Source organism: Candidatus Accumulibacter vicinus, assembly GCF_000584955.1.
Taxonomy (GTDB): domain Bacteria; phylum Pseudomonadota; class Gammaproteobacteria; order Burkholderiales; family Rhodocyclaceae; genus Accumulibacter; species Accumulibacter vicinus.
Map to the genome: position 1 here is coordinate 15,608 of NZ_JDSS02000008.1, position 10,370 is coordinate 25,977.

Sequence of the window (10,370 nt, forward strand, 5' to 3'; positions counted from 1 at the left end):
TCCTAAGGGGATACCGAAAACAATCGGCGCAAGGGTGTGGATCGGCGCGCACGCCATCATCATGGAAAACTGCAGCAGCATTGGCGAAGGGAGCGTCGTTGCGGCCGCTTCCGTGGTGACCAAACCCATTGACCCACATGTCGTGGTCGCGGGTAATCCCGCACGGGTGGTGCGAAGACTCGGCAATGATTGAGAGGCTTCTGGCGATCGTGGTCATGACCGGATTCCTGCTGATCCCCTGGGCGATTGAGCGTGGCCAGGGGATCTTCGCCCCGCTGCGAACCTATTCGATATTGAGCTTCGTCACGACGGTTCCGTATCTGCTGCTTCTCTCCTTCGACCCTTCGGTCATGTATCCTCCAGTTGCTCAGCATATTCGCTACCACGAGTTCAATGATTTGTTCCTGAAATATACCTTTGTTCAAGGGGTCGCGTATTTGTGCGTTTTCGCGGGATATCTGACTGCCGGACGTCTGTCCTTTGGCTGGGTTTCGTCCGCCGGTGTGCCCAGGGTATCTGCCCTGTCGGAAGGCACGGTCCTGAGAGCTGCCGTGATCGCTCTGCTGCTTGGCATGGCCCTGTGGATCGTGCAGGTGCAGCTTGTTGGCGGCTTGGAGTTTTTACTTCTGAACCTGGGCGACCGCACCAGTCTCACCGCCGGCCTCGGCTATTTATCCACCGCGGCCAACGCCATGCTCGCCTTCAGCGTACTTTTGATGGCCTATTCATTTCAGTACGGCAATGGCATCGGAAAAAAAATCTGTCTGGCACTTTTTTTCCTTATCGCGGCGATCAGTTATACCGCTTTCGGAGGCAGGAAGCATCTTCTGCATTTGCTCCTGATGCTGTTGTTGACCTGGCACTACAGCATCAGGAAAATAAACTCGGTCAGACTCTCCCATGTCGCATTGGTTGTTTTCGTGGCATTTTATTTCGTCAGCGTTCTGCTGCTCAGGCAGGGGGATGCTCTCGAGTATTATATGAATCGTCCGGGCGAACTGTTCGCAGATGTGCTGGACAACGTTAACATCTTCGTCACCCAATTGAGTTATGTCGATACCTATATGTTCATCATCAAGTATTTCGATCAGAACGACTACTGGTGGGGGCGCTCATACATCGATCTGCTGTACGCTCCAATACCAAGCACCTTCTTTCCTGACAAGCCTCCCGTCGATGATGGCGTTTATATCCGAAGTTTGATGGAGGGATGGAACGTGATCCCGCCAACGCCGTTCTGGAAGATGTACCCTTCCTCCACACCGCCGGAAACCATCGGTATTGGCTACGCGAGTGCCGGCTTGCTGGGTGTGGTGATCGGCATGTTCATCCTGGGAATGATCATTCGTTCCTCATATTCGTTCATGATGTCGAGAAGAACCTTTTTCAGCCTTTATGTTTTCTTGATGGTCCTTCTCAATTTCCAGTTGACGAATCTGCGACTCGCCCAGTTTCTGACCAGCTTCCTGATTGCCTGGTTGTTCTGTTCGGTCATGCTGCGCTACCGGAGGTGAGGCCGGTGCGATCCTTTTGCTTCGATCCCTTGACGGAAACGACATTTGCAATATGAAATGCAGGATTCTTGTCTTCAGTGATTATTACCTTCCGGGCTACAAGGCAGGGGGTCCGATCAAGAGCATTGCCAGCATCGTCGAAATGCTGGGGGATGATTTTTCTTTTTACGTGGTGACTTCGGCGAAGGATTTGGGTGAGTTGCAGCGATACGAGGGAATAAAACTGGGAGAATGGGTGAGGGTTGGCAAGGGTCATGTGTTTTATACCGACTCGGGCCTGCCGCCATGGAACGACCTGATGAAGTTGCTTGCCGGGAACTGGTCGTGTGTGTACCTCAACAGTTTTTTCTCCAGTCACACGATCAAGGTGCTGCTGGCACTGGGAATGCTTCGGAACAAGACCCCGGTGCTGCTCGCTCCGCGTGGCGAATTCTCGCCCGGAGCATTGAGCCTGAAACGAAGGAAGAAGCAGTGCTACCTGGCCGTCGCGAGATTGCTGGGGTGCTACGATCGAGTCTGCTGGCACGCCTCGACGCCGCGTGAGCAATCGGAGATCTCGGCGTATTTTCCGTTGCCTTCGGATGGCAGGCGTGGGCCGGGTCGGTTTTTCGTGGCCGGCAATCTTTCAACGAACCCGCAGGGGGTCGCCAACCCCCTGCCGGAGAAACAGTCCGGCCAATTGCGGGTGGCCTTCCTGTCGAGAGTGGCGCGCAAGAAGAACCTGCACTACGCGCTCAAGGTTCTCTCGGAGGCTTCCGGAAGCATCGCGTTCGATATCTGGGGGCCGCTCGAAGACCAGGCCTATTGGCATGAATGCCAGGCGATCATCGAGACCGCGCCGACGACTTTGCAGGTCACCCAGAAGGGGCCCATCGAGTCGAAGGATGTCGTCACCATGCTGGGCAGATACCATGTCTTTCTGTTTCCGACGCTTGGCGAGAACTTCGGGCACGTCATTCTCGAAGCCATGGCAGCGGGTTGTGCGATCCTGATCAGCGATGCCACCCCCTGGCGAGGCTTGCAGGAAAAGGGGTACGGCTGGGAGATCCCGCTTTCTCGGCCGGAATCCTTTGTCGCAGCCCTGAACGAAGCCGTAAGCTGGGACGCGGCAAGATTCGCGGAAGTGTCAACGGCTGCTCGAACTGCCGCCGCTGCATACCTGGAACACGCTGGAAACGTCGATGCGAATCGAAGCATGTTCGCCGCCATGGTGAATTTTTCCTCGGATGCTGCGTAGCGCGCCCTTGCCGACCCCGCTTGCCACCGGTTGCGCCGACCGGCCGGCCCGGCGCAAGGTCGACGCGATCATTGCGCCGGGCCACGAAGCCTGCGCTGACCGCAAGCATTTTCTCAACCCTGACTTCCAGAAGGAGCCTGACATGGCCGATACTCTCAAGAACCGCGTGGGCCGCGTGATCGCTGGCGGCGTACACGCACTCATCGACCGCATCGAGGATCAAGCGCCCGAAGCGATCATGCAGCAATCGATTCGCGAGGCCGATGCGGTGATCGACGACGTTCGCCATGAACTGGGTCTGGTCAGCGCCAACCGCCATCTCGCGCAGCAACAGCATGCGAACCTGAATGCGCAGCATGAGAAACTGGGCGGACAGATCGAGCAGGCCATGGTTCTGCAGCGCGAGGAACTTGCCCGCGCGGCGGTAGCCCGCCAACTCGACATCGAGGCCCAGATTCCGATCCTCGAGATGACACTGGCCGAGCTCGCGCGCCAGGAAAGCGAGTTCAAGGGCTATGTCACCGCGCTGCTCGCCAAGAAACGCGAGATGGAAGAAGCCTTGTCCGAGTTTCGCAAGAGCCGGGCCGCCGCCGCGACGCTCGCCGGCAGTGGCAGTTCGAGCAAGCCGACCGATCATCGAATGGATGCCGTCACCAGCGCTTTCGATCGGGTATACGAGCGGCAAACCGGGCTCGCCGGGACTGCCCGCACGGGCAGCCTCGAACAGGCGGCAAGGCTCCGGGAACTCGACGATCTCGTTCGCGAGAACAAGATCGCCGAGCGCATGGCGCTGCTCAAGGCGGGCAAGGCGTGAGTCTGTTCGTCGCGGCGGAGACGCTGCCCTTCGGCGTCGCCTTCGTGCTGGTCATCGTCATCGCCCTGCTCGAAGGCGTCGGCATGCTGATCTCCTTGAGTCCGAGCAATCTGCTCGATCAACTGCTTCCCGAGATCGACGGCGATAGCGGAATCGACCGGGCGCTCGGTTGGCTGCATGTCGGCAAAGTGCCTTCGCTGGTACTGCTGGTTCTCTTTCTCTCTGCCTATGCGCTGTTCGGCTACGCGCTGCAGATGCTGCTGCATGGCTTGCTTGGCTTCTACCTGCCGGCCTGGATCGCCGGAATCGTCGCGCTACCGCCCAGCCTGGCAACCGTCGGCAGCCTCGGCAAGCTGGCGGCGCGTATCATTCCTCGCGACGAAAGCAGTGCGGTCAGCGAGTTGTCGCTGATCGGCCGTGCCGGTGTCGTTTCGGCGGGCGTCGCTCGCCGTGGGCTGGCGGCGCAGGCGCGGGTGCGTGACAGCCAGGGGAGAACGCACTACCTGATGGTCGAGCCGGATGTGGACGATGAAACCTTCGACGAAGGAGCCCAGATTCTCATTGTCCGCAAGACCGGGGCGTCGTACCGTTGTATTGCCAATCCCCACCCCGCATTGCTTTAATTTGGAAGTCGCGTCAGCGACTCCCGAAATCACCGCTGAGGGAGAACCGAAAACATGAACAATCTGATCGAGCTTGCCGCCCTGGCCGGCATGGTGCTGATCGCCCTGCTGACCATCGGAATCATCTTCGCGCGCCTTTACAAGCGCTCGACCAAGGAAACCGCTTTCGTGCGCACCGGTCTCGGTGGCCAGAAAGTGATCATGGACGGCGGCGCCATCGTCTTGCCGGTTTTCCATGAGCGTGTCCTCGTCAACATGAACACGCTCAAGCTGGAAGTGCTTCGCCGCGAACGCGAAAGCCTGATCACACGGGATCGCATGCGCGTCGATGTGACGGCCGCATTCTTCGTGCGGGTCAAGCAGACCGAAGAGGCGATCAGTATCGCCGCGCAGACCCTTGGCGCCCGTACGATGAGCCCGGACGAGCTGAAGGCGCTGGTCGAAGACAAGTTCGTCGACTCGCTGCGGGCCACTGCCGCGACCATGACGATCCAGGAACTGCAGGACAAACGCCGGGACTTCGTCCAGGCCGTCCAGAACGCTGTCGCCGAAGACCTCGAAAAGAACGGCCTTGAACTCGAATCGGTTTCCCTGACCAGTCTCGATCAGACGGACAAGCAGTTCTTCAACCCGAACAACGCTTTCGATGCCGAAGGCCTGACCCGCCTGACCGAACAGACCGAAGCGCGCCGCAAGCAGCGCAATGACGTGGAACAGGATACCGAGGTCCAGGTACGCACCAAGAATCTCGAAGCAAGCCGCCTGAAGCTGACCATCGAGAAGGATCAGGAATTCGCTTCGCTCGCGCAGAAGCGAGAGATCGAGAACAACCGGGCCGAGCAGGCAGCGTTGATCGCCACACAGCAGGCCGAGCGCAGCCGCGAGGCCGAGGCGGCCAAGATTCAGGCCGAGCGGCAGGTCAGCGAGAAGCGCATCGAAGCCGAACGGGAAATCAGGGGCGCCGAGATCGACAAGAATCTGGCCATCCAGACCCGTGAAATCGAACTCGAGCGCAAGACGGAAATGCAGCGTGCCGAGCAACGAAAACAGGTCGAGATTGCCCGCCAGGACACCCAGATCGCCATCGCCACCAAGTCGCGTGAGCAGTCTGAAGCCGACGCGGCCGCCGACCTTGCCCGCGCCGAAGCCGTCAAGGCTGCAGAGGCGGTCAACACGGCACGCCAGGTGGCCGTCGCCGAGCGGGAAAAGAGCATCCAGTTGATCGAGGCTGCGAAGGAGGCCGAGCAGAAAGCCATCGGCGTCAAGGTGTCGGCCGCGGCCGAGAAGGACGCCGCGCTCGACCGCGCCGAGGCGGTGACCATCGAGGCCAAGGCACGCCAGGCAGCAGCGCTCGCCGAGGCCGAAGGAAAACGTGCCATCAACGAGGCACTCAACACCCTGTCTGCCGCACAGATCGATCTGCAGGTGCGCACCCTGTTGCTCCAGCAACTGCCCCGGATCCTCGAGCAGGCGGTTCGTCCGATCGAGAAGATTGACTCGATCCGCATCTTTCAGGTCAGTGGCCTGCCCGGTGCAGCGGCACAGCCAGCAGACGGCGGCAGCGGCGCGACGTTTCCGGAGCAGGTGATGAACTCGGCACTGCAGTACCAACTGGCCAAGCCGATCGTTGATGCCGTGATGAAGGATGCCGGCCTGTCCAACGACGGAATCAGCGGCGTTGCCCGCGCGCTGTCCGGAATGCTGGGCAATTCTGACAGCGCGTCATCGCAGGCCGGGAGACCGTCATGAGCTATCTCGTCATCGGGCTGATCGTTTTCCTCGGCGCTCATTCGCTACGCATCGTCGCTGGCGACTGGCGCGATGCTCAACTCGCCCGGCTCGGCGAAATGCGCTGGAAAGGCGTTTTCTCGCTCGTCTCGGCGCTCGGGTTGGCGCTGATCATCTGGGGTTATGGCCTGGCACACGTGGATTCCCCGGTCCTCTGGCTGGCGCCGCGGGGGACTCGCCACCTGGCCGCCCTGCTGACCCTGCCGGCGTTCATTCTGCTGGTCGCCGCCTTCGTGCCCGGCAGCCACCTGCAGGCAAAGGTCGGCCATCCGATGGTCGCCGGTGTCAAGCTCTGGGCATTGGCACATCTGCTGGCCAACGGCAGTCTGGCCGACGCGACCCTGTTCGGCGCCTTCCTCGTCTGGGCCGTGGCGAGTTTCGTCTCGTTGCGGCGCCGCGACCGGATTGCCGGACGGACCTACCCGGTGCGCGGCTGGGCCAGCGATGCGCTGGTGCTCGGCATGGGCCTCGTCGGCTGGCTGGGCTTTGCCTTCTACGGCCATGCCTGGCTGATCGGCGTAAAGCCTTTCGGCTAACGGAGGCTCTTGCAAACCTGCCCTACGTGAATTGCTGCCCCGAAACATTCGCCCTCTCGGAGCGATTCTTGCTGCTCAACCTTGCTCGAACAGAGACTTGAGCAGGCCTGATGGGCGGATGATGGATTGAAGCGTCCCGATGCAGATTTCGTCGTGCAGCGGGACCGGGACCGTTACGGTGGTGCCTGCTGTCCGCTTCTGCATGACCGCGTGGCGGCCACGCTGCCGACCACTTCGAAACCGTGGTCGCCGAGCAGCCGACACAAGTCCCTTCCAACCGCGACCTCAACCCGGGTGACGAACACCTCGTCATGGAGGCGGGTGGCGATCTCGGAGGAATCGGCCGTCTCGAAGAACAGCTCTATTGCCTCCTGCAGATTGTCGCATGCCTTTTCGATGGTGGCCCCTTGACTGGCGATGTCCAGTTCCGGGCAGATGGAGATGTACTCGGCCCCCTCACGTTCGATGATTGCCGTCAACTGCATCGTGCTGGCCATGGCCGCGACCTCCAGAAATGAACGCCGCATAGTCTAGCACCGCGAGTTGCACACACAATAATTTGCCCCGTATGAATGGGGTCACGCATTAGCCCCATATGTCTGTCGGGGTCTGGTTTTTGCCAACCACAAGAGCGGCGTCACCCATTAGCCGGCCCTGGTGAATAGGGCGAACCAATTTCTTTCGCGTTGTCGGCGCGACTGATGGTTGTCTGGCGCGGGTGTGGCTCCAGCGCCACGTTCGTAGCGTGGGTTTCGCGCGGCCATTGACGGCTGCTTCCACCACCCTCGGATGACCGGATCGCAACGAGAATACCGTGAGCATCAGTCCGCGCGGGAGTTTCGAGCCTTTGGCGAAGCCGCTTGCAGTCACCGGCGTCTATTGTTCCTGCTCGTCGCTCCGCCCCGGCGAATGTCGCGTTCAGTGATCGTCGCCATTGCGCCCCGGTCCAGGGCATCGCCAATCATCGGCCACACCTTCTGCAGCAGCTCGGCCAGAGCACAGCCGTTCAAGCCTTCGATTCGGATACGGTCCGTCGAAGGGTGTGCCGCGCCGCTCACGGCAAGGTGGGCGTGAAAATCCGCATCCAGGGTCACGCAGACGCGACGCTCCCGGCGAGCGTAGTCCAGAATGTCGCTGTCCGATGAGCGGGCCATGCCAATGTCTCCCGCGTGTAGCACGTCCCAGCCGACATCACCCAGCAATCGGACGGCGGAGCGAGGCAGTCCCTGGTCCGGCAGCAGCCGGATCAAGCCAGCTCCAAAGCTATCACCCGGTCATCGAGGTTCTGCGCGGCGAACTCCAGCGCCTGACGGACGTCTTCCGGTTCGAGTTCCGGATACTCGGCAAACAGCTCGTCCCGATTTGGGTATAGTGCTACGGCTTTTACTACCCGCCTGACCGTGAGCCGCATGCTGCGCACCGTCGGTTGGCCACCCAACATCGCCGGATCCCTGGTGATGCGATCGAACGTCTTCATCTCAGCCTCCTGTGACCAGGCCATTATAATGCCTCGATGGACATCGAATTCGACCCATCCAAGGCCAGGTCCAACCTGGCCAAGCACCAGGTCAGCTTCGCCCATGCCGAACAGGCCCTCCGTGACCCGATGGCTGTCACCATCGAGGATCCTGACGCACAGGGAGAACAGCGCTTCGTCACGCCATTGCGCGAGGTAGTTGCCGATGCGGCGAGCCAAGACGCCGAGGACAAGCCCATTACCGTGGCGACGCTGCGCAAAGTGCTGCGCGAAGAACTGCACACCGCCTAGCTGCGTTTAGCTCGTCCTGGCGAACGCGAGCACGACCCGGCGGGTCATCGCCGACTTTTTCTCGATTCGGGTGACGACGACGGCGCCGATCTCGGCCGTGTTGCCGACATGTGTGCCGCCGCAGGGCTGCAGGTCCACCCCTTCGATTTCGATGACCCGGACGCGGCCCAGCCCACGTGGTGGCTGCACGCTCATGCTGCGTACCAGGCCGGGATTGGCATCCAGTTCGGCCTCGGCAATCCAGCGATGACGGACCGGGCGGGCCTCGCCGACGAGGTGCGCCAGGCCGGCGGTCAGGGCTTCCTTGTCGAGCGGCTCCGTCATGTGAAAATCCAGCCGCGCATAGTCGCAGGTGATCGAGCAGCCGTTGACCGGGTGAGGGATCAACGCGCACAGCAGGTGCGTCGTGGTGTGGAAGCGCATGTGGCGCTGTCGGCGGTGCTCGTCGAGGCAGGCGTTAACCCGCTGGCCGGCGCTGATCTGCGCGAGCAGTTCCTCCTGGCCAGCCGCCGGCACATGCAGGATTTCGCCGGCCTGCGCCCCCTTGCGGGTGTCGACGATCTGCAGATCACTGCCGTCGGGCAGGATCAGGGTCCCGCGGTCGCCAGCCTGGCCTCCCCCCAGCGGGTAGAAGACCGTGCGCTCGAGTTGTACGCCGCGGTGGTCGATGCAAGTGATTCGTGCTTCACAACGGGTGAGCGTAGCGTCTTCGCGGAATAGTTCTTCGGTCATCGGTAGTTCCATCTGTGCGTCGGCAGGCAGCGCGCCGTGACCTACGGCAAGGGGGTGAAGGCGGGGGATAAACAACAGCGACCCCACTTTCGCCTCCTGGGGGCATCAAGACCGCAAGTGTTGGCTTCGTTCAACCGCCATCCGGATGCGCTGGATCGTGTCGCTGACTGGTGCTCGTCTTGGCACCTCCAGCCCCAGGTTCCGTGCGATCGTGTTGATCGTTGCCGGATTCAATGGCATGCCTCCCGAGTCTATGGCCGCGATGACTTCTTTGGCTCGCAGGATCTCTGGAGGCAACGGGGCTCGGGTTACAAACAACCCTTTCAGCCATTTCAGCCATTTCAGCCATTTCAATAATCCTGGCTTGCGATAAAGTATCACGATGTGTAGCCTGAGATTGACTATTCGACCATCCTGTCGCTGACATCCGCCTGGGCACAATTGCCGCGTATCGCTGATGCCTGGCGTCCGGGTGATTACCACTCAAACTGGAGGAGCCAGCATGGACATGACCATCACTTCAAGTGCGTTCGATCACAACGAGCCGGTCCCGAAGCTGTACACCTGCGAGGGTCAGGACATTTCTCCGCCACTGGCCTGGAGTGGTGTGCCTGCCCGCGCCAAGAGTCTAGCACTGATTGTGGACGATCCGGATGCGCCGGATCCTGCCGCACCACGCATGACCTGGGTTCATTGGGTGCTGTACAACCTGCCGGCCAACAGCACCGGGTTGCCCGAGGCCGTACGGTCGTTTCCGGCCGGCACACTGGATGGACTGAACGACTGGCAGCGAGTTGGCTACGGCGGCCCCTGTCCTCCCATCGGTCGACACCGCTACTTCCACAAGCTGTACGCCCTTGACCTTGTGTTGCCCGACTTGAAAAAACCGACCAGGAAGGCCCTGGAGCAGGCGATGCAGGGGCATATCGTTGCAGAAGCGCAGTTGGTCGGCACCTATCAGAAGGGCCGTTGAAGTCGCTTTGAAGACGACCGCCGGTAGCAGCCGAAGTCGCCTGCAGGAGAAGCTGCTCGAGCGTCTGCAGGAGATTCACGCCCAGGGCGACGAGCTATGGCGGGGTTTTTCCGGGGCATGGGCGCAGACCTTCGGGGCGCCACGGTTTGACGATGCCGAAGCGCTGTTCGGCGACTGCCTGCGCCAGCCTCCGCGTGAACTGCTCGAAGGCGTCCTCTGGTTCGCGCGAGAGCTGCGCGAACTCGTGGCCCACGACGTCGGCAAGCGCAGCCTCGTTGGCGAAACAGCCATCGCCATCGGCCTGCTCGCGTGCGAGCGGCACATCCTGAACCAATGCCCGCAATTGGCCGAAGAATCGAGACCGTAGGTGACGATCTGCTTGCTG

14 protein-coding genes and 2 pseudogenes are annotated in these 10,370 nt (G+C 61.0%); 10 read left to right on the top strand and 6 right to left on the bottom strand.

Going from position 1 to position 10,370, the window contains the following annotated elements:
- The 7 genes and pseudogenes from CAPSK01_RS02435 to CAPSK01_RS02465 all read left to right on the top strand — a co-directional run.
- Positions 1–193: pseudogene (locus CAPSK01_RS02435) on the top strand (hypothetical protein); the annotation flags it as partial.
- Positions 186–1,514 carry an oligosaccharide repeat unit polymerase gene (locus CAPSK01_RS02440; protein ID WP_034922004.1) on the top strand — a complete coding sequence of 443 codons (1,329 nt, stop codon included), beginning with the start codon at positions 186–188 and terminating at the stop codon, positions 1,512–1,514. The pseudogene CAPSK01_RS02435 and the gene CAPSK01_RS02440, both read left to right, overlap by 8 nt.
- Positions 1,515–1,566: 52 nt before the next feature.
- Positions 1,567–2,751, top strand: coding sequence for a glycosyltransferase (locus CAPSK01_RS02445; protein WP_273702950.1), 1,185 nt, complete (start codon positions 1,567–1,569; stop codon positions 2,749–2,751).
- Positions 2,741–3,565, top strand: a complete 825-nt coding sequence (locus CAPSK01_RS02450; protein ID WP_273702951.1) for a PspA/IM30 family protein — start codon at positions 2,741–2,743, stop codon at positions 3,563–3,565. The genes CAPSK01_RS02445 and CAPSK01_RS02450 overlap by 11 nt, the downstream gene beginning before the upstream one ends.
- A complete protein-coding gene (locus CAPSK01_RS02455) occupies positions 3,562–4,188 on the top strand; it encodes a YqiJ family protein (protein ID WP_034922007.1) in 627 nt (208 codons plus the stop codon). The genes CAPSK01_RS02450 and CAPSK01_RS02455 overlap by 4 nt, the downstream gene beginning before the upstream one ends.
- Before the next feature lie 54 nt (positions 4,189–4,242).
- Positions 4,243–5,937: a flotillin domain-containing protein gene (locus CAPSK01_RS02460; RefSeq protein WP_034922010.1), complete on the top strand. Its 1,695-nt coding sequence runs from the start codon at positions 4,243–4,245 to the stop codon at positions 5,935–5,937.
- Positions 5,934–6,512, top strand: coding sequence for an NnrU family protein (locus CAPSK01_RS02465; protein ID WP_034922013.1), 579 nt, complete (start codon positions 5,934–5,936; stop codon positions 6,510–6,512). The genes CAPSK01_RS02460 and CAPSK01_RS02465 overlap by 4 nt, the downstream gene beginning before the upstream one ends.
- Before the next feature lie 75 nt (positions 6,513–6,587).
- Here the strand turns inward: CAPSK01_RS02465 and CAPSK01_RS21550 are convergent, their stop codons facing one another.
- From CAPSK01_RS21550 to CAPSK01_RS02480, 4 genes and pseudogenes are all read right to left on the bottom strand, one after another.
- A complete protein-coding gene (locus CAPSK01_RS21550; protein ID WP_337958529.1) occupies positions 6,588–6,776 on the bottom strand; it encodes a type II toxin-antitoxin system HicA family toxin in 189 nt (62 codons plus the stop codon).
- 8 nt (positions 6,777–6,784) lie between these two features.
- Positions 6,785–7,009 (bottom strand): annotated as a pseudogene (locus CAPSK01_RS02470) (type II toxin-antitoxin system HicB family antitoxin); the annotation flags it as partial.
- 369 nt (positions 7,010–7,378) lie between these two features.
- Positions 7,379–7,762, bottom strand: a complete 384-nt coding sequence (locus CAPSK01_RS02475; RefSeq protein ID WP_273702952.1) for a DUF5615 family PIN-like protein — start codon at positions 7,760–7,762, stop codon at positions 7,379–7,381.
- The gene (locus CAPSK01_RS02480) at positions 7,759–7,989 is read right to left on the bottom strand and encodes a DUF433 domain-containing protein (protein WP_034922067.1); all 231 of its coding nucleotides are present in this window, start codon (positions 7,987–7,989) and stop codon (positions 7,759–7,761) included. Before CAPSK01_RS02480 ends, CAPSK01_RS02475 begins: the two co-directional genes overlap by 4 nt.
- A gap of 36 nt (positions 7,990–8,025) precedes the next feature.
- Between CAPSK01_RS02480 and CAPSK01_RS02485 the strand changes: the two genes are divergently transcribed.
- Complete coding sequence (locus CAPSK01_RS02485; RefSeq protein WP_034922017.1) at positions 8,026–8,280, top strand: BrnT family toxin; 255 nt, start codon at positions 8,026–8,028, stop codon at positions 8,278–8,280.
- 6 nt (positions 8,281–8,286) lie between these two features.
- Here the strand turns inward: CAPSK01_RS02485 and CAPSK01_RS02490 are convergent, their stop codons facing one another.
- Together CAPSK01_RS02490 and CAPSK01_RS21555 are read right to left on the bottom strand one after the other, a co-directional pair.
- Positions 8,287–9,012, bottom strand: coding sequence for an alanyl-tRNA editing protein (locus tag CAPSK01_RS02490; protein WP_034922020.1), 726 nt, complete (start codon positions 9,010–9,012; stop codon positions 8,287–8,289).
- Positions 9,013–9,117: 105 nt separating this feature from the next.
- The gene (locus tag CAPSK01_RS21555) at positions 9,118–9,393 is read right to left on the bottom strand and encodes a hypothetical protein (protein ID WP_273702953.1); all 276 of its coding nucleotides are present in this window, start codon (positions 9,391–9,393) and stop codon (positions 9,118–9,120) included.
- A 121-nt stretch (positions 9,394–9,514) separates the two neighbouring features.
- Between CAPSK01_RS21555 and CAPSK01_RS02495 the strand changes: the two genes are divergently transcribed.
- Positions 9,515–9,985: a YbhB/YbcL family Raf kinase inhibitor-like protein gene (locus CAPSK01_RS02495; RefSeq protein ID WP_034922023.1), complete on the top strand. Its 471-nt coding sequence runs from the start codon at positions 9,515–9,517 to the stop codon at positions 9,983–9,985.
- Positions 9,986–9,992: 7 nt separating this feature from the next.
- A complete protein-coding gene (locus CAPSK01_RS02500; RefSeq protein WP_034922027.1) occupies positions 9,993–10,352 on the top strand; it encodes a hypothetical protein in 360 nt (119 codons plus the stop codon).
- Positions 10,353–10,370: the final 18 nt, after the last annotated feature.

Excerpts from the sequence above, each read along its gene's own strand:
- CAPSK01_RS02445 (WP_273702950.1), top strand. The coding sequence starts at position 1,567 with ATGAAATGCAGGATTCTTGTCTTCAGTGATTATTACCTTCCGGGCTAC.
- CAPSK01_RS02440 (WP_034922004.1), top strand. The coding sequence starts at position 186 with ATGATTGAGAGGCTTCTGGCGATCGTGGTCATGACCGGATTCCTGCTG.
- CAPSK01_RS02460 (WP_034922010.1), top strand. The coding sequence starts at position 4,243 with ATGAACAATCTGATCGAGCTTGCCGCCCTGGCCGGCATGGTGCTGATC.
- CAPSK01_RS02450 (WP_273702951.1), top strand. The coding sequence starts at position 2,741 with ATGCTGCGTAGCGCGCCCTTGCCGACCCCGCTTGCCACCGGTTGCGCC.
- CAPSK01_RS02485 (WP_034922017.1), top strand. The coding sequence starts at position 8,026 with ATGGACATCGAATTCGACCCATCCAAGGCCAGGTCCAACCTGGCCAAG.
- CAPSK01_RS02465 (WP_034922013.1), top strand. The coding sequence starts at position 5,934 with ATGAGCTATCTCGTCATCGGGCTGATCGTTTTCCTCGGCGCTCATTCG.
- CAPSK01_RS02495 (WP_034922023.1), top strand. The coding sequence starts at position 9,515 with ATGGACATGACCATCACTTCAAGTGCGTTCGATCACAACGAGCCGGTC.
- CAPSK01_RS02480 (WP_034922067.1), bottom strand. The coding sequence starts at position 7,989 with ATGAAGACGTTCGATCGCATCACCAGGGATCCGGCGATGTTGGGTGGC.
- CAPSK01_RS02490 (WP_034922020.1), bottom strand. The coding sequence starts at position 9,012 with ATGACCGAAGAACTATTCCGCGAAGACGCTACGCTCACCCGTTGTGAA.